The organism is Streptomyces sp. NPDC002889 (assembly GCF_042888425.1).
Taxonomy (GTDB): domain Bacteria; phylum Actinomycetota; class Actinomycetes; order Streptomycetales; family Streptomycetaceae; genus Streptomyces.
The window spans coordinates 1-20624 of sequence record NZ_JBIAPT010000038.1 but is presented as its reverse complement, the minus strand read 5'-3'; the positions used below and the strand labels follow the sequence as shown (position 1 = coordinate 20624).

Here is a 20624-nt window from a genome sequence, read left to right as displayed (position 1 = left end):
ATCGACGTACATGGTTCTTGCTAACAGTCGGCCGGGCCGCCTGCCACCGTGCGCTCCCCCCGCTCCTTGCGGACAAAAGCCCGGCGCAGCGCGTGGTACGGCGCCGCGGGATCGGAAAAGGTACGGCGCATCCGGGTGAGCTCCTCCTCCCGGTAGGAGGCCAGGGGCCTTGTGGCCTCGGCGCGCTCGCGGTCCGCCTTCTTCGCGGCGATCCGCTGCCCCGTCGCGGGAAAAACGGCCAGCCGTGAGGCCAGTCGGGTGACTTCGCCCGCGAAGTCCTGTGGGGCGCAGTCGACGACCCGGTCCACCAGGCCCAGTCGCAGCGCGGCTGTCGCCGTCAGCGGCAGTGCCTCCTCGGTGAGCCGGCGCGCAACGTCTGCACCCACTCTGCGGGGCAGGGTGTACGTCCAGTACTCGGAGCCGTACAGCCCCATCAGCCGGTAATGCGGGTTGAGTACGGCCCCCGCCCGGCACCAGACCTCGTCCGCCGCCGCGGCCAGCATGACCCCTCCGGCGGCGGCGTTGCCGCCGACAGCTGCGACCACCAGCCGGTCGGTGGTGGTCAGGACGGCCTCCACCAGGTCGTCCATGGCGTTGAGATTGGCCCAGGACTCCGCTGCGGGGTCGGCCGCCGCCTCGATGACGTTGAGGTGGATGCCGTTGGAGAAGAAGTCCCGGGCACAGCCCAGGACCAGCGTCGAGGTGGGGCGGGCGCACGCCAGGCGGTAGGCGTCCAGCAGGCGCCGGCACTGCGCCGTACTCATCGCACCGCCGGGGAACGAGAACGAGAGGAACCCGACCTGGCCCTCCTCCCGATAGCGGATGTCGGCCCAGGTACGCCCTTGTTGGTCCATGTCCCGCGGCGGCGGAATCTCCGGCAGCGCGGGCAGCCGCCCGGCCAGCACGGTGGTGGCGGGAAGCTTGAAGGTGGCGGGCTTCCCCGGCTCGCGCCGCTTCCGCAGCTGAGGGATCCACACCGCGCCGTCGGTCGTGGCGCGGCAGATCGCGCCGGCGCGGGTGGCTAGCAGATCGCCCGGTCGACCGCGCAGCGCGTCCTCGGCATGGCCTCCGTGGAGGAACCACTCACCGCCCAGCAGTTCGTCCAGCACCCCGGGCTGGGAGTCGGCCGCGCGCAGTTTGCGCACCACCGATTCGGTGGAGTCCGATTCCCAGGAGATACGCCGGAGCCCTTGGCGAAGACAAGGCCGTTCGTGCACGCTTTCGCCCACGCCGCCCTGCGGCCGCGGTGCGTACGTACCGCCGGCGTATCGGTCGACAGCCAGAAGCACGGCTGTGACCGCCGCGTCCGACACCTCGTTCCGGTACAGATCACTCTTGGCGGCGGGCGGCAGGACACACGGGACCGATGCCCATACGGCACCGGCGTCCATCTCCTCCTCGGCCTGCAGGACGGTGACGCCCCATGACGTCGCGCCCTCGTGAATGGCCCAGTCCAGCGACGACGGGCCGCGGTCGCCCACCGGCCCCGGGTGGACGATGAGGCAGGTGTGCGCCGCCCATACATCGTGCGGGATGGCGGACTTCAGCATGGGCGCCACCACCAGCTCGGGGTGATACCGGTGGACAGCGTCCCGTACGGAGGCATCGTCCAGCACCACTTCCACGGCCACGGTGTGTCTGCGGTCCCGGAGTTCGGCGTGTACCCGCTGGGTGAGGCTGTTGTACGCGCTGGCGACGAGCAGAATGTGCATGGCGGCCTTCCACCGGATTCGGCGGCTTTCGGCCGGAACGTCTACAAGTGAAACCGGCCACCGCGATCCTCGGACATTCCGGCCCGCCGGACCGGCACAGTGCCGCGCGTGTCACTCGAAAGCGAACAAGGGGGCGACCACTCGGCGGGTGAGAGCCGACGACGCCGGTCCGCGAGCAAGGACTTCGTACGGCGGCAGACCCTTGACCTGGCCGGCCTCGCCGCCTCGCCGGCTTGCCCTCTTGCTCGCCTTGCCGTCGGCGTCGCCCGGGGGCGCAGCGAGCGGGGGCGCAGCCACCCACCCGGCTCGGAACACGAGCGGACGGTGGCCGCGCCCCCGCATCTCCGGGCGCGCGCGTCGGCGGTCAGCCCGGGGTGACGCGGCCGCGCCACGCCCCGGATTCACCGCCGCGCTGCTCGATGTACTCCTTGAACCGCCGCATGTCGCTCTTCACACGGCGATCGATGGTTCCTGTCAGGGCCGCGGACGTCTCCGCCACGCCGCTCGGTTCGACGTCCATCACCAGCTCCACGCGGGTGTCCGTCTCCCCCAGCCTCTGGAAGCGGACCATGCCCATCTGCTGTGTATCGCCGCTGACGGTGCGCCAGGCGATCCGTTCGTCCGGGAGCTGGTCGATGATCTCCGTGTCGAACTCCCTGCGCACGCCACCGATCTTGGTGGTCCAGTGGTTGTGGGTGTCGTCGAGCTGTGTGACCTCCTCGACGCCCTCCATGAAGTTCGGGAACTCCTCGAACTGCGTCCACTGGTTGTAGGCGGTACGGACCGGGACGTGAACGTCCACCGACTCCTTGACCATGCTCATCGCGCCTCCTTTCGGTGACAACCGCTGACAGCGGGCCCGCCGCGCGGGAGAACGGCGCAACGGGACCCGGCTGCCGCGTCGCCTACCCCGTGCGGGATCACGTATCCGGATCGATCGCCGAGGGTGTGCGCCGACGTTGCGCACACCTGCTCAGGGCTTCAGCAGGGTCTTGATCATGCCGTCCTGCTTCTGCTGGAACATCTCGTACGCCTTCGGACCGTCCTCCAGGCTCATGGTGTGGGTGGCGAAGCCCTCGACCCCGAGCACGTCCTGGTCGTCGAGCAGCGGAAGGATGTCGTCCACCCAGCGCTTGACGTTCGCCTGACCCATGCGGAGCTGGATCTGCTTGTCGAACATGGTCAGCAGCGGGAGCGGGTCCGCCATTCCGCCGTAGACGCCGGCCAGCGATATCGTCCCGCCCCGCCGAACGACGTCTATCGCGGTGTACAGCGCGCTCAGCCGGTCCACCCCGGCGTGTTCCATGAGCCGTTCGGCGACCGCGTCGGGCAGCAGACCGGTCACCCACTGCGCGGCCTTCGCCACGGGCGCACCGTGCGCCTCCATACCGACGGCGTCGATCACGGCGTCCGTCCCGCGCCCGTCGGTCCGGGCGCGGATGGCATCGCCCACGTGCTTGCCGTGTTCGCGCAGGTCGAGCACCTCGATGCCGTGCGCCTTGGACCGGGCGAGCCGTGCGGGCACCAGGTCCACACCTACGACCAGGCTCGCGCCCCGGTGCAGGGCGATACGGGCGGCCATCTCCCCGACCGGCCCGAGCCCCAGGACCGTCACCGTGCCGCCGGGCGGGATGTGCGCGTACTCGACGGCCTGCCACGCGGTGGGCAGGACGTCGGAGAGATAGACGAAACGTTCGTCGGGCGGCCCGTCCGGCACCTTGATGGGAAGGCTGTCGCCGAAGGGCACGCGCAGGAACTCGGCCTGGCCGCCGGGAACCTGGCCGTACAGCTTGGTGTAGCCGAAGAGCGCGGCCCCCGTTCCCCGTTCGCGGACCTGAGTGGTCTCGCACTGGGAGTGCAGGCCCTGTTCGCACATGTAACAGTGACCGCACGAGATGTTGAACGGGATGACGACCCGGTCGCCGGCAGCGAGCACGGTGACGGACGAGCCCACCTCCTCGACCACGCCCATGGGCTCGTGCCCGAGGATGTCCCCGGGGTCGAGAAACGGCCCCATGATCTCGTAGAGATGCAGGTCCGAGCCGCAGATGCCGGTGGAGGTGATCCGGACGACGATGTCCGAGTCCTCCTTCAGGATCGGATCCTGCACCGTGTCCACCCGCACGTCCCGCTTTCCGTGCCATGTCAGCGCGCGCATGCCTGCCTCCTCGAAGACGCTGGACTGTCTCGGTGCAGCCCGGGTCCCCCGGACGCGTGGAGTCACGCACGCGGGCGCCCACGCGCCTCTTCGACCGGGGAGAGTCGGACGCTGCCGCCAGGGACAGCGCGCGGGACGGCTTCGACCGGTCCGGTCGGCACGAGCGCCTCGGCGTGGAAGATCACGAGCTCTTCCTTCTGCTCGCCCGGGGCGATCAGCCCCTCTTCCTCCAGCCACTGTCTCCGCGAGCTGAGCACCGGCCCGAAAGGCACACAGCGGCGGTCCGCCACCACCGCGCTCAGTCCTGCCCGGTTCAGACGCTCCAGGGTCGGTGCGACGCCGCAGAGAGCCGAGTGCACGAGCAGCAGCACCCCGCCGGGGCGGAGCGCATCTGCGGCCCCGTCACAGATCCGGTCCACCAGAGCCCGTCCGTCGCAGCCCGCGTCCCAGGCCAGAGCGGGGCCGAACCTGGGCAGCCCGGGTTCCGGAGCCGGTACATAGGGTGGATTGCTGAGGATGAGATCGAAGCGGCGGCCCTTGACCGGGGCCAGCAGATCCCCGCGCAGCACGTCGACCTTCAACCGGGCCAGGGCCGCGTTGACCCGTGTGGTCAGTACCGCACCCCACGCCCGGTCGACGGCGGTCACGCGGGCCCCGCGCCGGGCGGCCGCGAGGGCGAGAGCTCCTCCTCCGGTCCCCACATCGAGGACATCGGAGCCGGGTGGGAGGCGTTGGGCTGCCAGTGCCTGCGCAAGCAGCCGAGTGTCCTCCTGGGGCGTGTACACCCTGGGCGGGACCAGTACAGGCTCTCCCCACTCATCCCTTTCCAGGATGCTGAGCATGCGCGTCACCTCTGCCGCTTGTGGCCTCATGCCCTCGATCAGGCTGCCGACGGAACGCAGCGCGATCAATGCGGGCTCCCCATGGCACGGTTCGTACTGGTCACCTGCCAGGTCCTTCACGACGTGCGGGTGCCCGCTACGGGGGACCTCACGCCAAGAGGTGAGATTTCATACCATTCCGCCCATTACTGCTGGTCGCGGGTATTTCCCCGCCCGCCGTTTTGCCCGGCCTGTCGGGGGGAGTCGCAGAGCACAGGCCATGTGCCCAACGCTCCGATCCCGGGGCGCGCGGCACGTCCGCCTCGCAGAGGAAGGCAGGCAGTCCCGTGGACAGAGCGATCGACGACCCTGGAGAGGCGCTGAACCCTCCCCCGCCCATGGAGACCCTGCCCGGCGCGGACTCCGTGGCATCCGCCAGGCAGGCTCTGGTCTCGGACGGTGCCCACGTCATGGCCGCCGCCGCCACGAAGTCGTGCCTCGGCGCGGAGAGCGGGGCGTGGGAGCGTTTCGCCGCCCACTGGGAGACGCTGAGCCCGGACACGTACGCCTCCGAGCGGGGCACACGCCGACTGCGCCGCTACGGACAGTTCTCCTTCGTACCGGCCACCGGGGAGGTGAATCTTTTGCCGCAGGCCCCCTTCGTACAGCCGGAGAGCAGCAATCCGCTCTATGTCTCCGTTGACCGCGTGTTCGAGCCTTTGACCAGTTCTTTCGCTGCCGACCCCGTGCTTCACGCGGTCCTGCGGCTGCTGGGACGGCTGGCGAGCGCCCTGGACGAGCCCACTGTGTGGAATGCGAAGGTGCACCCTTTCCGTGTCGTCGCGTCAGGGGACGCGTACGGCCTGCCCACCCCGGAGGGCAGGCACCGCGACGGTGTCACCCTCGTCTCCTCGCTGCTGGTCGGCCGGCGCAACGCCGCGGGCGGTGAGAGCTCGGTGTACGACCTGGACGGGAGGAAGCTTCTGGCGACCACGCTGAGCGAGCCGGGAACACTGCTCGTCGGAGACGACCGTCGCACCCTGCACAGCGTCTCACCGGTCCGTCCGGTGGACGACGAGCGTCCTGCCTACCGCGACGCACTGGTCGTGACGTTCACGCCGAGCTGAAGCCCCGGCCTGCGTCGAGTGAGATTCCCGGTGAGGCGAGCCCGCTGCCCTCGGTGCGCGCGACGAGATCGTCCACGACCCCGCTGAGCCCGCGCGGTGAGCCGGCCGCAGAGCGCTGCCGCTCGGCGCCCGAGCCCCGCGTGGACAGTCTCCGCAGGAAGGCAGCCACCTCCTCGAAGTCTCCGTGCTCCTCCAGCACGGGACGGACCTCGTCGACAAGCCGTCCGGCCTGCACGGCAGTGGGAAGGATCCGCCCGGTCAGCGCCTCCACTCCGCTGCCGGACCAGCCGTCGCGCGCGGCGCGCCAGCACGCCGCGCGCAGCAGCTCCCCGCAGATGGGCGGGCCCGGATCGCCGTGTCCGACTCGCGCCGCCGCGGTCACCACGAGCGCTCTGATCAGCACCGTCAGGGCCACCGCGTCCTCCGTTTCCGGCAGGACGTCCATCGTCCGGATCTCCAGCGTCGGCAGGCGGGGGTTCGGCCGGATGTCCCAGAAGGGGAGGCTCGCGTCCAGCATCGCCTCGGAGTCCGCCATGGCGGAGGCCAGCCGCTCGTGGTCCTCCAGTGATGCGGCATACGGCGGCGGACCCAGACAGGGGAACCTGCTTCTGATGACCGATCGCCAGCTGGCGTAGCCCGTGTCGTGCCCTCGGTGGAAGGGGGAGTTGGCGCTCAGCGCCACCAGGAGCGGGAGCCACGGTCTGAGGTGATTGCCGACGAGTACGGCAAGCTCGCGGTCCGGCAGATGCACGTGGACATGGAATGCGCAGACGGTGAAGTCGTCGAGCATGGCGCGGTACTGATCCACGCCGGCCCGGTAACGCCAGTGATCGCCGATGAGGACGGGCCCCGTGCCTGCGAGCACGGGTGAACCCGACGCGCACAGGCGCAGGCCTTCGGCCCGGGCGGCCATGGACAGCGCCCCTCGTATCCCGGCCAGACGGGTGCGCAGCTCCACGGAGCCGGTGCACGGCGGGGTCTTGCCCTCGATCTGGTATTCGGTGAACTCACCGGAGACGAGGGCGCCCAGGGTGCCCGAGGCACGTGCGACCACCTTGGAGCCGGACGCTTCGACGGCCCGGGTACCGGGGTGCACGAGGAGGTACTCCTCCTCCACCCCCACGGTCGGCGCTCGCGCACCCGCGGCCGGGCGGCCGGCTCCCTTGCCCAGGTTCTCGCTCATGGGCGTCCTTCGTTCGATTCCCCCATGTCTCCCGACTTCCTCACAGGGCGGAACTCACACCTCCCGGGTCAGGCCCCGCGTGAGCGGCACGGGATGGCCGGTCTCACCGGCCCCGCCGAGCCCACGAAATTCGACGGGGGATCCGGGCGCCTGGGGCATGTCGAGGGGAGACTGAACGTATCGCCTGCCCGGCCCCCGAGGAGTACCGTGCCAGTCCCGATCATCATCGACTGCGATCCCGGACACGACGATGCCATCGCCATCATGCTGGCGGCGGGAGATCCGGCGATCGATCTGCTCGCGATCACGACGGTCGCGGGGAACCAGACGGTCGAGAAGACCACGCTGAACGCGCGCAGGATCTGCACCGTCGCCTCGATCACCGGCGTTCCCATCGCCGCCGGCTGCGCGCGGCCGCTCGTTCAGCCCCTGCTGGTGGGGGACGACGTGCACGGCGAATCCGGTCTGGACGGGCCGCGGTTCCCGCAGCCCACGGTGGACGCTGTTCCCGAGCACGCCGTGGACCTCATGTACCGCATTCTGACCGGGCATCCGGAACCCGTCACACTGGTTCCGACGGCGCCGCTGACGAATGTCGCCGTGTTGCTGACGCGGTACCCCGACAGTGCCGCGCACATCCGGGACATCGTGCTCATGGGCGGCTCCACCAGGGGCGGCAACACAACCCCTGCCGCGGAGTTCAACGTCTACGTGGACCCCGAGGCGGCGGACATCGTCTTCCGCAGCGGCATCCCGGTCACCATGTGCGGGCTCAACGTGACCCACCAGGCGCTCGCAACGCCCGAGGTCCTGGCCCGTCTGGAGAACCTCGAAACCGAACTCTCCCGTATCTGCACGGAGTTGATCACGTACTTCGCATCCGCGTACCGGCGGCTGTGGGGGTTCACGTCCCCGCCCCTGCACGACCCCGTCGCGGTCGCCCGGGTCATCGACCCGGCCATCGTCCAGTGCGTCGAGGCGAGTGTGGCGGTCGAACTGCGCGGGCAGTACACGCGGGGGGCGACCGTGGTGGACATGCACCACTACCTGGACCGGCCCGTGAACGCACGTGTCGCGCTCACCCTGGACAGCGAGAAGTTCTGGGACCGGGTGATCGCGGCGATCGATGTGCTCGGCAAGCGCAAGGCGTGACAACACGCGGACCCACGACCTGGACCCGCCCGCGAGCGCGCGGGGCCGGCCGGGCGCACTCGCAGACACAGGCATCGGGGCCGGTCCCCGGACCGGCCCCGATGCCTGTGTCTGCGAAGGGTGACCACCTTCAGGAACTGGTCCCCGACTGCCCCCGCAACTGCAGCGGGCCCCTGCGTCACGCACCGCTCCCCTTGGGCTTCAGCGAATGCCCACGCCGCCCGTACGCCGCGGGAGCGGCATGGTGTCGGCCGGTGTCATCGGTGTGGGCGGCGACCAGGACGTCGAAGAGTGCACGGGCCTCGACCATCGCCCCGCGCAACTCCTCCGTGCTCGCCTGCCCCCGGGTGGCGCGGTGCAACCTGCGGTACCCGCCGACCTGTTCCGCATGGTGCACGGAGAGCGCGGCGAGCTGCTCGTCATGGTGGGTGGGCTCCGGGAAACCACGGTCGTGCGCCAGGCGGGCCAGCAGGTGGTCGGCCTCCGCGACCGCCCTGTCCGGGGCGTCGACGAAGTGTTCCTGGAGACCGGCCCACTGGGCTACGTACTGCGCACGGCTCTCGTCGGCCAGCGGCTTGGGCCTCAGATCGCCGTGGCGTTCGACGCGCTCGCTCAGTTCACGCTCCGCGGCCTTGGTGTCGCCGTCGTGGCCGGCGAGGGCACGGTCGTACTCGGGGCCGAACCGCTGCTCGAGCCCCCTTCGGCCGCGTCGCCTGCCGGCTCCGGAGTAGAACACCGCGGCGACGACGACCGCCAGCACCGCGAGCACAGCAACGATGATCAGGACTGTGGACATGACTGCCTTTCCGGTTCACGACTCGTTGTGCCGAATCGGTAGGACTGTTCTCGCGGGTTGCCCACAAAACGGCGGCCAAACAGCCTGCCCTCGGGGCGGGGCTGTCAGCGCTTGGCGGCGCGGCGTACGTTCTCGACGTCGCCGCAGCCGGCCGACAGCTGCTCGGCCCGTACACGTTCGAAGGCACGGCCCAGTTCGACGCGGCGCTCGTCGGAAACGTTTGCCCTCGCGTCGTTCAGGATCGTGCGCTCTTCCTCGTCCAGATGGTGGGCCACGGCCTTGACCAGCTTCTCCAGTTTCTCGTCCCACTCCTCGTCGCCGACCTCATCCACCTCCATCAGGTCGAGCAGCGCCTCGTTGCCGTCGGTGTGCTCTTCCTCCCCGTGCTCGACCTCGTCGCTGTCGATGTCCTTGTAGCGCTTCAGGGCCGGATAGACCTCGGCCTCCTCGGCCACCTCGTGCGCGATCAGAAGACTCGCGAACTCGCCCAGGGCATGCGCCCGGTCCTCGTCGGCACTGCGCATGCGACGGAGAAGGTCCTCCATCGTGCGGTGGTCCTTGAGGATCGTCTCGACCACATCGTGGGCTACCACTCACGTCACTTCCCTTCGTAGGCAACGTTTCAGGCCGACGGGCACGGTTGCAGCGCTCGCTCGATCGCCGACCTGACGCAATCCGGCTTCGGCTCTCGTTTCCCCCGAGATCCGACCGGTATTCAGGCGTGTGACGGATGCCAGGCGGGGCAGACGCAACCACGGAGGTTGACAGCCATGGTTGCCCTGCTTCTCGTTCTGCTGCTCGCACTGATCCTTTTCGGGGCGGGCTTCGCGCTCAAGGCTTTGTGGTGGATCGCGGTCATCGTGCTTGTCGTGTGGCTGCTCGGGTTCCTGGTTCGCCCTGCGGGCGGCGGGGGCCGCTGGTACCGCTGGTAGGCGGACAAGAGCGAACTGGTGGTGGTGAACGGTGCTCGAACCGATCACAGGACCGAATCGTGGAAAGTCGGACGACTCAGGGCCGACGGAAGCACGGAGAACATCGCGGTCACCGGCGAGGACCCCCCGCGTCACTCCCGTTCAGGGCGGTCCGCTCCTCGTCGAAGGACCCGTTGAGATCGTGATGCCGGACGGGAGCGTCCAGCTGTCGGAGCGCCCGACCGTGGCTCTGTGCATGTGCAGGCGCAGTCAGCGATTCCCGTTCTGCGACACCAGCCACCGGCCCCGTGTGAGGCCCGAGGGCGGACGGAGCGTGAGGGCCGACGGCGGACGGGCGAGCTGACCTCGAACGGCCTTCCGGGGTGCTTGAGGTCTCAGGACTGTCGCTTGGACACCCCGGTACCCGGGACGGTGGCGGAGTTGATCCCGATCGCTTCGTCGACCGCCGCGCTCGATGCCGCGGCTTCCTTGGTCCGCTCATGCGGGGCGGCCGCGTCCCCCCGCCCCGCAGGGCGCTGAGATGATGCCGGTAGTTCTGCCGGTTGTTCGCCGGTCACCACGATCGCGTTGCCGTCGACGTGGTGTTCCATCACGAAACCGGCGTCCGTCAGAGCAGCGAGCACCGCGATGCTCAGGGCTTTGTGTATTCCCGGGTACGGCGCAGTCATCTCGTGACCAAGCCCGGGTTCGCCGGAAGGGGACGGGCCGGTCGGTTCGGTCCATCCGATGAGGACGCCGTACGGTTGCGCCTGCACGGTCAGCCCTGACACCTCTTCGTCGTCGTGACCCGAGATCTGGAAACCCGCGTCGGCGAGGGCTTGGCGGACGCCCTGGCACAACGATGCGGGTCCGCTCCCGGCGCGAGCGCCGGGCGGCAGAATATCGGGGGCCAGAAGTTCCAAGGTGCCCGTCACCTCCATCAGTCTGCGTATCTGGGAGCCCGCGTTCCGTAGGGCCACGGTCCGCCCGGAGGCCAGGGCCCGGCTTCGGACCTCCAGGAGAGCGTGCAGACCCGAGGAGTCGCAGAAGGTGACGCCGGCGAGGTCGAGGTCGAGCCCGCCCCCGGCCCGGAGGGCGGCGGTCAGAGCATGGAGCAAGTCAGAGGCGCCCTCGATGTCGATCTCGCCGACGACGACGGCAAGGGAGGCTTCTCGGCCGCCGCCGGTCACGGTCACCGCCAGGCGGGGGCCGCAAGCAGTGGCGCCCCAGGGGGGTTGGAGCGGCGGCGCCGCAGAGGACGCCGTCCTGGGGCGGGACCCGTCGCGGCCGTCTGAACGAGAGGTCATGAGAGCACTCCCTTTTGCCTGGGCAACTTGCCTCCTCATGTTCGTACGCAGCCCACAGACACGTCAAGAGATACATGAAATGGGATTCCGCCTTTGAAAAACGCGTATCTGGAGCCGTACGATCAGGACATGAATGCGCCCGTGCCACCGCGCAGTACGTGGACCTTCCTGACCAACCACACCCGCGTGCTCTCGGCGATCGCACGTGATCCGTGGGCGAGGATCCGCGACCTCGCGTCGGCGCTCGGCCTGACCGAGAGGACGGTTCAAGCCCTGGTGTCCGACCTGGAGGAGGCCGGGTACCTCACGCACACGCGCGAAGGCCGCCGGAACAAGTACCAGGTGGTACTCGGCGGCAAGTTCCGCCACCCGGCGGAAGGGGACCGAGCCATCGCCCCGCTGCTGGAGATCCTCGCCGACCTGCCGGACGCCGAATCCCCTCGAGGCAGTGACGGTCCGTGACCGCAACACGTGATGGGGCGCGGGCACGCCCATCGACGCAGAGTCGCCGAGCACAGAGTGGGGCGACCGGTCCCGCCCGCAACGCCCGGAGCCCGCAACCGCGATGATCAGCGGTCGCCCGGCTCCTCCTGGTCCGGGAGCTCGTCCGTGATGTGCATCGCGGCTTCCTCCGCCGATGCCGCGCCGCCGTCGATGCCCACGTCGTGAGCCACCACGTCGGTCGGGCGGCGCGAGGCCGGCTCCGGCGGCTGAGTCAGGCGGCCGGCTCGGACGGTGCCGGCCTCCCCATCGACCGGTTCGCCCTCGCCGTCGGCGAGATCGCCGATGCCGTCGCCCTCGGACGGCACGACGTCCGGTACCTCCTGTGCGAGCCGCTCGTCGAGGGACTCGCCCTCGCGCTGCTCCGCGCCGGTAGTGCCGTACTTGCCGACACCGAGCGGGCGCTCGGGAGGCGAGTAGCCCTCGTTCATCATCTCGTCCAGACCGGGCTCGTCGATCACATTCTCCAGATCGAGGTCATCGCTCGGCGGGTTCTGCACGTCCGAGTTCTCGGGCTGGTAGACGTCGTCGCCCCGCCCCTGGCTGCCCTGCGCACTCTCGTCGGACATGGTTGGATCCCCTTTCTGGGCGGCTCGCGGCTTCGGAGCCGGAGAGCCTCACAGGGTCAGGGCGAAAGCAAGGAAGAAAGCCGCGATCATCTCGCCCGGTGGCACCGATCCCCCAGGCTCAGGGCCGGTCGTGTCGCGCGGATCAGGATCCGGATTGTTGGTAGCCATATGAGCCGAGTGCCCGAAATCCACCGACCCAACAGTAGGGCTGTCAGGAACCGCCGTGCTGATGCTGCTCGGGCAGATGGCTCTCCGGGTGCACCCACAGCAGGACATTGCCGGGCTGCTCGCTGCCCGCCGCCGTCCACTCGTTGCGGAAGAACGTGAGGACGTCGTGGTCCGAGTGGCGCAGACTGAAGTGGGTCAGGACGAAGAGCGTCTGCGGATGGGCCTCGACCACCGGCCGCAGCCGGCTCCACACCGTGTGCCCGACCCGGTCCGCCCGGTCCAGCTCCGTGTCGTCGAGGTAGGTGCACTCGGTGATGACGACGGGGTACTCGAAGAGCCAGGGGTTGCGCTCGAAAACGCTGACATGTGTGTCGCCGAGGAAGGCGAACAGCGGTCGGAGGACCTCCCGTTCGACCGCGGCACCCTCCTTGCGCTTCCGCGCCACGATCTGCCCGAACTCCGCGCCCCGGCCCTCCCGGACGAGGGAGCGCCGCAGCTCCTCGTACTCCGGCAGCAGCGCCTTGCGGCGCTCGGAGAAGGCGTATCCCACACAGGGCACCTTGTGCACGCACTCCACCACCCGCACATGGTGTCCACCACGTCCGAAGGTGAACTCGTCGCCGGGTTGTACACCATGCAGGCGGTGGGTCCCGACGAGAGACGGGTCGAATGCCGCACCGTGGTTCAGTTCGGCTGACGCCCGCACGTAGGACTCGACGTACGGCACCGCCGCGGCGGGCAGATGGATGTCGGTCCCCGAGGGCTTGGACGCCAGGTGGTCCAGGTCCTTGGAGTGGTCATGGTGGGTGTGGGTGAGGAAGACGGTGTCCACCTGCCGTCCTTCGCACAGCCCCGCGTCGAGGCTGCACCGCAGCTCGGGGATGTGGAAGAAGGTCTTGTCGTTCGCACGGGAGTAGCCGGTGAGGGTCAGCTCGGTGCCGGGGATCCGCCACGTCTTCCACTGCCGGAACGGGTGTCCTCGCTCCAGCCGCTCGGGGTGGTCGGTCTGCCGCTCGGGGGTCTGCGTCATCGGTGTCCTCCGTCGACAGCCGTGGGAGCAGCGGTGTCGGACCGCCGTGATCAAGTCGGGGCGCCCGATGGTAGCGGTCGCCGGCTCGCCGGCGCTCGGGGATATGTGACCGCGCCGAGCCGTCGGATCCAGCCGGGGTCCTGCGTGCCCGCGGCCCCTGCCGAACTCCGGGCCGTCGAGCACACAAGCGTTACGCCTCGTGCCTGCCTCACTGGTCCGGCAGTGTCAGGAGCGCCGACTCGCCCGGCCCGACGGACACCGCTCTGTCGGGCAGCCGTACGTCGATCGGTGATCCGGCCGAGGCCGGCACACCGATCTGCAGCTCTCCCGGGCGCACGCGTACAGCCACGCCCCAGTGCTCGTGGTAGCGGATGGAGAACCCGTACTCGGACAGCTGCTGCGAGGGCACCGGATCGAGCCAGAGAGCCCCGCTGCGGGTCTCGAGACCGGTCAGCCCGCGCTGGACGAGGTCGAGCGTGCCGGCCATGGCTCCCAGGTGCACTCCCTCTCCTGTGCTGCCGCCGTGCAGGTCGGCGATGTCGCTCTCCAGCGCTTCCTGGAGATACGTCCACGCATCCTCGCGCCGTACCCGGGCCAGCACCCAGCCGTGGACCAACCCGCTCAGTGTCGACCCGTGGCTGGTGCGGTTGAGGTAGTAGTCGACCGTTCGGTGCCAGGTCGCATCGTCCAGGTCGTAGCCGAGCCGGCGGAACAGGCCGCTGAGTTCGGCGGGTGAGAAGAGGTAGCCGAGCATCAGCACATCGGCCTGTTTGGAGGCCTGATAGCGGTTGACCGAGTCACCCTCCGCTTCCAGGATGCGGTCGAGGCGGCGGATGTCGCCATAGCGTGCCCGGTAGCTGTCCCAGTCGAGTTCCGCCAGGTCGCCGAACCCGGCGAACTGGCTGATGACGCCCGAGTGGAACGGTACGAACAGCCGGTGGGAGACCTCTTCCCAGCGGGTCAGCTCCCCGGTGTCGAGGCCGGTACGTTCGAACAGTTCCCGGCGGCGTGGTTCGGGCAGTTCGTGCACCACGTCGAGCGCGCGGGCGAGCACCCAGGCCGCGGTGACATTGGTGTAGGCGTTGTCGTCGAGGCCCGGTTCCCAGGCGTCGGGGTACGCCTCGTGGTACTCGTCCGGCCCGACGACGCCGCGGATCCGGTAACGCCCCATGTCCTCGTCACACGTGGCACAGTCGGCCCAGAAGCGGGCGATCTGCGTCAGTATCTCGGCGCCCTCGGTGTGCAGGAACTCCGCGTCGCCGCTTGCCTCGCAGTACTGCCAGACGTTGTAGGCGATGGCCGATCCGACGTGGTGCTGCAGCCGGGAGTGGTCGGGAACCCAGCGTCCCGAGCGGGGGTTGAGGTGCAACTGCTGGGTTTCCTCGCGGCCGTCGCTGCCGCTCTGCCAGGGAAACCAGGCCCCCTGCTGTCCGGCGTCACGCGCGCGGCTGCACGCCATTTCCAGTCGCCGGTACCGGTAGAGGAGCAGCGCCCGGGAGACTTCGGGGAAGTGCAGGTTGAGGTACGGCAGCACGAACAGCTCGTCCCAGAAGATGTGGCCCCGGTACGCCTCGCCGTGCAGCCCCCGGGCCGGGACACCGACATCCAGGTCGACGGTGTGGGGCGAGAGCGTCTGCAGAACGTGGAAGAGATGCAGCCGCAGGATGTGCCCCGCTTCCCCCGGCACGTCCAGCTCCGCCCTGCGCCACAGTTGCCGCCATGCCGCGCGGTGGGACCGCAGGAGCGCCTCGAACCCCGGAGCCCGGCCGACGCGGTCCACAGCTGCGTGCAGGGGATCGCTGATGGCGGGGTCGTGGGAGGTGTGCAACGCCACCGTCTTGTCGACGGTGCGCGGCTGTCCGGAGGAGAGCGACAGCCGCAGAACCTGGACGGCACGCAGCGGCTCGTGCGCCGGATGGATATGAACCGTGGGGTCGTCGACGGTGATACGGGCGGCCATACCGATCCGGATGTCGGAGGTGGTGGTACGGCAGCGCAGCCACACCGTGTCGGGGGCTCCGTTCCCGGCGTTGACATGGATCAGATGGTTGCCGCTCAGCTCCTGATACCGCACCACCCCACTGTTGGTGACCGCTCCGTCGAGGGCGGCCTCCACCTCGATGTCACCGGACCATCCCTCGGCAGTGAACTCGGTACGCAGCACGGCGAGATGCGGGTCCCCCATATGGACCAGGCGCAGTTGCCGGACGGCGAGTGCGCGGCCGTCCTCGGCCACGTATCGCAGGCTCCGCTGCAGCGTTCCGGCGCGCAGGTCCAGGCTCTGGCGGTGTTCGCGCAATGCCGTGCTGTCGGGTGTGAACCAGGGTGCGTCCCCGTCCTGGCCGTGCATCCTGAAGCGCACGGGCAGCCAGTTGGGCAGGTTGACCATGTCCTCGTTCTCGACCTGCCGGCCGGCGACGGTCGAGGTGAGGCGGTTGTAGCAGCCGGCGGCGTAGGTGCCGGGATAGTGCACGGAATCGGCCGTGCACTCGGGTGCCGCCCCCCGGGTGGCGAAGTAGCCGTTGCCGAGGGCGCACAGCGCCTCCCGAAGGCGCTCCCGGACGGGGTCGTATCCCTCGTACGTCCATGTCCACTTGGGCATCGTCACTCCTCGGGGTCGTCGGCGAGGAGTTCGGCAAGGTCCCGGACGATGTCGGCGCGCGCGAGCAGCGCGGCGTCGGCTCCGTGAGATGCGGACCGGTCCACGCCGCGTCGGCCCGCTTCGACGCCGGCCGGCGAGTCCTCGACGGCCACGGATCGGGCCGCGGGGGCGCCGAGCCTGCGGGTCGCCTCCAGGAAGAGGGCGGGATCCGGTGTGCCGACAAGCCCGAGTCGGGCTGCCTCGCCGCCGTCCACCACGGCGTCGAAGAGGCTCGGCACCTCCGCGCGGGCGAGCAGATCACGAGCGTGGCGGGACGCCGACACCGCGGCCAGGGGAATGCCCCGGGTGCGCAGCAGCCTCGGCGCCGCGGCGCAGGCCTCGATCCCGTGTGCGCGCAGCTGCTCGGTGAACGCCTGCTCCTTGCGAGCCGCCACGGCTGCGACCGTGCCCGTGCCCGGGGGGTCGTCGAATCCGCCGGGCGTGAGCTCCAGATCGCGCGGGGCGAGGAACGAGGCAGCACCGTCCAGGCGCGACCTGCCGTCCACGGAGCGCAGGTGGTCGTCCGTCACGTCGAAGGGACGTCGCGACGTCGGGTCTTCGGACGGGTGTGCGAGCAGGCAGGCGTCGAAAGCCGTCTTCCAGGCAGCGGCATGCATCCGCGCGGAGTCGATGATCACGCCGTCGGTGTCCGGGACGACGGCCGCGACGCCGCGCCTTGGCAATCCGTCGGCCCCGTCCATGGTCATATGCCTGTGGCGGTGATGCGGCTCGGCGCCTGACGGGCGACGCGCACAGTCATCTCGCATCGCCCGGTCTGCGGCTGCCGGTCATCGCTGCCGACGCTGTGCGCCCGTCCGACGGACCAGCGCCCATCGCTTCGAGATCCCGGTCCGCCCATCGCATCAGCTGCCGGGCGAGGCTGCTCATCGCCCGGCCGGCAGCGAGTTCGTCACCGATCTCGGGGACGTCGATGTCCTGCGGGTTGCAGTGGGCGGTGCCGTGGCCGGTGAGAGTCGTAGCGCCCGTGTCCAGGACAGCCCGGGCCTTTGTCGTGCCGTCCTCCTCCGACAGAAAGAGTCCGACCTTCCACTCCAGCGTCCTTGTCATGGCATACCTCCTGACGCGCCGGCGGGGGCGTAAAGCCCACGCGGCGCGGTCCTGACTTCAGGATCCAGCCTTGCGACCGCTTCGGCGACGGGACGCGAACGGATCCTCGGATGCGGCCCGCACCGCCGGTGGACGGAATGAACGGCCGCTCGGCATGCGGTGCACGGCCCGCCGGAGCAATCTGGTCCTGGAGCTGCCTGTCCCTCCGGCCGGCAGCCGGCCGGAAAGGGTTGGCAGCGATGTTCGTGAGACTGAGCACCTATCAGGGATCACCGGTTCCCGCGGAGGGAGACCTGACCGCGAACTGGGAGGCGATTCTCGGGCAGGTCCGGGAGGTTCCCGGTTTCCGGGGCGTGTACTACCTCATCGACCGAGCCTCCGGGAAGGCCACGTCGCTGACCTTGTGGGATGACGAACAGAGCATGCACGCCAGCGAGCACACGGCCACCCGGCTCCGTGAGGAGATCGCCCGGAGGGAAGGCCAGCGGATTGTCTCGGTCGAACGCTTCGAAGTGGGATTCAGCCACCTGGAGCCGTGACAGCGCTGCCGTGACCGCACAGCCGGGGCGGAGTGCCTGTCGTACCTCGCAGAGGCTCGCTCATGGGGTACCCGGCTGCTCGGGTCCGTGATCGATCAATGCCGACTTGCGCTCATCGGCTCGCTGAGGGCACCCAGAGAGCGATATTGAGCCATTCGTGTTGTGATCGATGGCGAAGGACACAACGCTGTACAGGACGGGAGGAAACCATGGCTGAGAAGCTGCGAGCCCGCGACATCATGTCCAGTGGTGTGCAGTGCGTCGGTGCGCACCAGTCGCTGTTCGACGCGGCGAAGATGATGCGTGATCTGGATGTCGGCGCCCTGCCCATCTGCGGAGACAACAACAGGCTCACAGGCTTGATCACCGACCGTGACATCGTCATCAACTGCTGCGCCGAAGGCATCGACCCGGCGACCGTACAGGCCGGATCGCTCAACTCCGAAGTGCACTGGATCGATGCCGACGCGGACGCCGCCGAGGTCCTGAGGACCATGGAGGAGCACCAGATCAAGCGACTGCCGGTGATCGACGTCAAGGGCGGCCACCGTCTGATCGGCATGATCACAGAGGCGAATCTCGCGAGGAACCTCAGCGATCAACAGATCGCGGAGTTCGTGAGCCGCGTGTACGCGACCCCGTTGGCCGGTCAGTCGGCCGGCTGAGGTCGCCTCATCGATCCTCGCCACGAGCAATGCTCGTGGCGGAGATCCGCGGCATCCTGCGTCACGGAGGAGATCGGCTCCGCAAGACCCCGCCCCATGACCGGGACGGGGTCTTCGGGGTTGCCGGGGTCCGACGCCGCCCGGGTTCCTGCGCCACGTACGCGCGGTACATACGCCGAGGTGATTCCTGCCGCCAATCCCCCTTACCGGCAAGCAAGTTGGGCCTCAGCCAATCTGTCCCCCCGGATACGGATCGGGGGGTAGTCTCCCCACGACGGTGCCGGGCACCGCATACAGGGAGAGGCGGAGAGCACGCTTTGGTCGATGACAGTCAGCCCGAGACGACCGCGATACCGTTCGATGTGCCGACCTCGGCACGGGCCTACGGATGGATGCTGGGAGGCAAGGACAACTACGACGTCGACCGCAGCTTCCTCCTCACCACGCTGCCGGACTTCCCCGAGTGCGTCGACATCGCAAGGCAGAACCGACAGTTCCTCTTCCGGGCTGTGCGCTACCTGACGCAGGAGGCCGGCATCCGCCAAATCCTTGACATGGGATGCGGGCTGCCGACCGACAACAACGTCCACCAGGTCGCCCGGCGCTTCGCCCCGGACACCCGTGTCGTCTACGTCGACATCGACCCCATCGTGCTGGCCCACGGCCGGGCGCTGCTGTCCGATGACGCCTCCACCACCGTCATCACGGCCGACATGCGGGATCAGCAGTCCGTCCTCGAGCATCCCGAAGTACGGCGGCTGATCGACTTCGGCGAGCCGGTGGGGGTGCTGTTCCTGTCCGTGGTCCACCACCTCACCGATGCGGACGATCCGCGTCGGATCCTGCGCACGGTCATCGACGGGGCGGCACCGGGCAGCCACCTGGGCCTGTCACAGGTCGTCTCGAACGACCCGGCCAGGGGCGCCGAGATGACCGCTCACATCTCACAGAGCGGAATCCCCTGGCAGACCCGCACCCCGGCCGAGCTGGACGGCCTCCTGGACGGGCTGGAGCCGGTGAAACCGGGACTGGTCAACCTGGCCGACTGGCGCCCGGACCCCGATCAGCCACCCCTGGCCCCGGTGCACCCGGACCTGGCCCCCTACATCGGCGCCACCAGGAACAGCAAGGGCATCTACGAGTACGGCGGGATACTCCGCAAGCCATAGGCACCCGTGGGACCGGGAGGTGTTCACCACACGCCGCGCGCGTCCTGCCGGGCGGCGCTCAGCGGATCGTTCGCCCCTCCCGTCCCCCGCCCCGCAGCACTCCTCACACACGTATGCGCGGATAATGCATATATGCCTCGACTGTGAGCACCTTGACAGGTACATCTGTACCTTCTACGTAGATTGTGGAGAAAGGTCTGCTCCGTGTCAGCAGGTGAGAGGGTTGTGAGGTGAGGGCCGCGGCGTCCGCCACTCCCCCGTGCCGGGCGCCGGGTCCACCGCATCCAACATTCAAGGGGTGGGGCCTGCTGTGGGAGTGGACCACGGCCGGAGGAGAAGACCATGGCACGTGCAGTGGGTATCGACCTCGGTACAACGAACTCCGTCGTCAGCGTTCTGGAAGCCGGCGAGCCCACCGTCATCACCAACACCGAAGGCGCCCGGACCACCCCCTCGGTGGTCGGCTTCGCAAAGAGCGGTGATGTGCTGGTCGGGGAGGTCGCCAAGCGGCAGGCAGTGACCAATGTCGATCGCACCGCGCGGTCGGTCAAGCGCCACATGGGCGAGGCGACGTGGCGTTTCCCGGACAGCGGCGACATCGACGGCAAGCGCTACACCGCGCAGGAGATCTCGGCGCGGGTGCTGCAGAAGCTGAAGCGTGACGCCGAGTCCTACCTGGGCGAGGACGTGACGGACGCGGTCGTCACCGTCCCGGCGTACTTCAACGACGCACAGCGCACCGCGACCAAGGAGGCCGGAAAGATCGCGGGGCTCAATGTCCTGCGTATCGTCAACGAGCCGACGGCCGCGGCGCTCGCCTACGGCCTGGACAAGGAGAACGACCAGACGATCCTCGTGTTCGACCTCGGTGGCGGCACCTTCGACGTGTCGCTGCTGGAGATCGGCGAAGGTGTCGTCGAGGTCAAGGCCACCAACGGCGACACGCACCTCGGCGGTGACGACTGGGACCAGCACGTCGTGGAGCACCTGGTCAAGCAGTTCAAGAACGCGTACGGCGTCGACCTGTCCAAGGACAAGATGGCTCTGCAGCGTCTGCGCGAGGCCGCGGAGAAGGCGAAGATCGAGCTGTCGTCCTCGACCGAGACG

General features: G+C 69.2%; 22 protein-coding genes and 1 pseudogene. 9 read left to right on the top strand and 14 right to left on the bottom strand.

Annotated features, from left to right (window positions below; translation table 11 throughout):
• Window positions 1–20: 20 nt before the first annotated feature.
• From ACFYWI_RS35930 to ACFYWI_RS35915, 4 genes and pseudogenes are all read right to left on the bottom strand, one after another.
• Window positions 21–1712 carry a hydrogenase maturation protein gene (locus tag ACFYWI_RS35930; protein ID WP_389239992.1) on the bottom strand — a complete coding sequence of 564 codons (1692 nt, stop codon included), beginning with the start codon at window positions 1710–1712 and terminating at the stop codon, window positions 21–23.
• A gap of 364 nt (window positions 1713–2076) precedes the next feature.
• Window positions 2077–2535, bottom strand: a complete 459-nt coding sequence (locus tag ACFYWI_RS35925) for an SRPBCC family protein (protein ID WP_389239991.1) — start codon at window positions 2533–2535, stop codon at window positions 2077–2079.
• A 150-nt stretch (window positions 2536–2685) separates the two neighbouring features.
• Entirely contained in the window at window positions 2686–3870 is a 1185-nt protein-coding gene (locus ACFYWI_RS35920) for a zinc-dependent alcohol dehydrogenase (RefSeq protein WP_389239990.1), read from the bottom strand.
• Between the two features lie 170 nt (window positions 3871–4040).
• Window positions 4041–4712: pseudogene (locus tag ACFYWI_RS35915) on the bottom strand (HemK2/MTQ2 family protein methyltransferase); the annotation flags it as partial.
• A gap of 326 nt (window positions 4713–5038) precedes the next feature.
• Here ACFYWI_RS35915 and ACFYWI_RS35910 point away from each other — a divergent pair.
• A complete protein-coding gene (locus ACFYWI_RS35910) occupies window positions 5039–5818 on the top strand; it encodes a 2OG-Fe dioxygenase family protein (RefSeq protein WP_389239989.1) in 780 nt (259 codons plus the stop codon).
• Here ACFYWI_RS35910 and ACFYWI_RS35905 read toward each other — a convergent pair.
• Window positions 5805–7001 carry a glutamate--cysteine ligase gene (locus ACFYWI_RS35905; protein ID WP_389239988.1) on the bottom strand — a complete coding sequence of 399 codons (1197 nt, stop codon included), beginning with the start codon at window positions 6999–7001 and terminating at the stop codon, window positions 5805–5807. The genes ACFYWI_RS35910 and ACFYWI_RS35905 overlap by 14 nt on opposite strands.
• Before the next feature lie 207 nt (window positions 7002–7208).
• Between ACFYWI_RS35905 and ACFYWI_RS35900 the strand changes: the two genes are divergently transcribed.
• Window positions 7209–8153 (top strand): nucleoside hydrolase, encoded by a 945-nt coding sequence (locus ACFYWI_RS35900; RefSeq protein ID WP_389239987.1) that lies wholly within the window; start codon window positions 7209–7211, stop codon window positions 8151–8153.
• 178 nt (window positions 8154–8331) lie between these two features.
• Here ACFYWI_RS35900 and ACFYWI_RS35895 read toward each other — a convergent pair whose 3' ends face one another.
• Both ACFYWI_RS35895 and ACFYWI_RS35890 read right to left on the bottom strand, forming a co-directional pair.
• On the bottom strand, window positions 8332–8949 hold the full coding sequence (locus ACFYWI_RS35895) for a hypothetical protein (RefSeq protein WP_389239986.1): 618 nt from the start codon (window positions 8947–8949) through the stop codon (window positions 8332–8334).
• A gap of 104 nt (window positions 8950–9053) precedes the next feature.
• On the bottom strand, window positions 9054–9542 hold the full coding sequence (locus ACFYWI_RS35890; RefSeq protein ID WP_389239985.1) for a hemerythrin domain-containing protein: 489 nt from the start codon (window positions 9540–9542) through the stop codon (window positions 9054–9056).
• A 177-nt stretch (window positions 9543–9719) separates the two neighbouring features.
• Between ACFYWI_RS35890 and ACFYWI_RS35885 the strand changes: the two genes are divergently transcribed.
• On the top strand, window positions 9720–9881 hold the full coding sequence (locus ACFYWI_RS35885) for a hydrophobic protein (RefSeq protein WP_389239984.1): 162 nt from the start codon (window positions 9720–9722) through the stop codon (window positions 9879–9881).
• A gap of 31 nt (window positions 9882–9912) precedes the next feature.
• Entirely contained in the window at window positions 9913–10224 is a 312-nt protein-coding gene (locus tag ACFYWI_RS35880) for a CDGSH iron-sulfur domain-containing protein (protein ID WP_389239983.1), read from the top strand.
• Between the two features lie 31 nt (window positions 10225–10255).
• Here the strand turns inward: ACFYWI_RS35880 and ACFYWI_RS35875 are convergent, their stop codons facing one another.
• Entirely contained in the window at window positions 10256–11167 is a 912-nt protein-coding gene (locus ACFYWI_RS35875; RefSeq protein WP_389239982.1) for an STAS domain-containing protein, read from the bottom strand.
• A 129-nt stretch (window positions 11168–11296) separates the two neighbouring features.
• On the opposite strand from ACFYWI_RS35875, the gene ACFYWI_RS35870 reads away from it, so the two are divergent.
• A complete protein-coding gene (locus ACFYWI_RS35870) occupies window positions 11297–11629 on the top strand; it encodes a helix-turn-helix transcriptional regulator (protein ID WP_389239981.1) in 333 nt (110 codons plus the stop codon).
• A 107-nt stretch (window positions 11630–11736) separates the two neighbouring features.
• On the opposite strand, the gene ACFYWI_RS35865 is transcribed toward ACFYWI_RS35870, so the two are convergent.
• The 6 genes from ACFYWI_RS35865 to ACFYWI_RS35840 form a co-directional block, all read right to left on the bottom strand.
• Entirely contained in the window at window positions 11737–12237 is a 501-nt protein-coding gene (locus tag ACFYWI_RS35865) for a DUF5709 domain-containing protein (protein WP_389239980.1), read from the bottom strand.
• 48 nt (window positions 12238–12285) lie between these two features.
• Entirely contained in the window at window positions 12286–12405 is a 120-nt protein-coding gene (locus tag ACFYWI_RS35860; RefSeq protein ID WP_389240024.1) for a DUF6480 family protein, read from the bottom strand.
• A 43-nt stretch (window positions 12406–12448) separates the two neighbouring features.
• A complete protein-coding gene (locus ACFYWI_RS35855) occupies window positions 12449–13435 on the bottom strand; it encodes an MBL fold metallo-hydrolase (RefSeq protein ID WP_389239979.1) in 987 nt (328 codons plus the stop codon).
• A gap of 208 nt (window positions 13436–13643) precedes the next feature.
• Window positions 13644–16037: a glycoside hydrolase family 65 protein gene (locus tag ACFYWI_RS35850; protein WP_389239978.1), complete on the bottom strand. Its 2394-nt coding sequence runs from the start codon at window positions 16035–16037 to the stop codon at window positions 13644–13646.
• A 2-nt stretch (window positions 16038–16039) separates the two neighbouring features.
• The gene (locus ACFYWI_RS35845) at window positions 16040–16777 is read right to left on the bottom strand and encodes an HAD family hydrolase (protein WP_389239977.1); all 738 of its coding nucleotides are present in this window, start codon (window positions 16775–16777) and stop codon (window positions 16040–16042) included.
• 55 nt (window positions 16778–16832) lie between these two features.
• On the bottom strand, window positions 16833–17144 hold the full coding sequence (locus tag ACFYWI_RS35840; protein WP_389239976.1) for a DUF1876 domain-containing protein: 312 nt from the start codon (window positions 17142–17144) through the stop codon (window positions 16833–16835).
• Window positions 17145–17383: 239 nt separating this feature from the next.
• Here ACFYWI_RS35840 and ACFYWI_RS35835 point away from each other — a divergent pair, with 239 nt between their 5' ends.
• From ACFYWI_RS35835 to ACFYWI_RS35820, 4 genes are all read left to right on the top strand, one after another.
• Window positions 17384–17683, top strand: coding sequence for a hypothetical protein (locus ACFYWI_RS35835; protein WP_389239975.1), 300 nt, complete (start codon window positions 17384–17386; stop codon window positions 17681–17683).
• 209 nt (window positions 17684–17892) lie between these two features.
• On the top strand, window positions 17893–18348 hold the full coding sequence (locus ACFYWI_RS35830; RefSeq protein WP_389239974.1) for a CBS domain-containing protein: 456 nt from the start codon (window positions 17893–17895) through the stop codon (window positions 18346–18348).
• Between the two features lie 317 nt (window positions 18349–18665).
• On the top strand, window positions 18666–19517 hold the full coding sequence (locus ACFYWI_RS35825; protein WP_389239973.1) for an SAM-dependent methyltransferase: 852 nt from the start codon (window positions 18666–18668) through the stop codon (window positions 19515–19517).
• 342 nt (window positions 19518–19859) lie between these two features.
• Window positions 19860–20624, top strand: a 765-nt coding sequence (locus ACFYWI_RS35820; RefSeq protein ID WP_389239972.1) for an Hsp70 family protein, incomplete at its 3' end; no start/stop codon positions are given.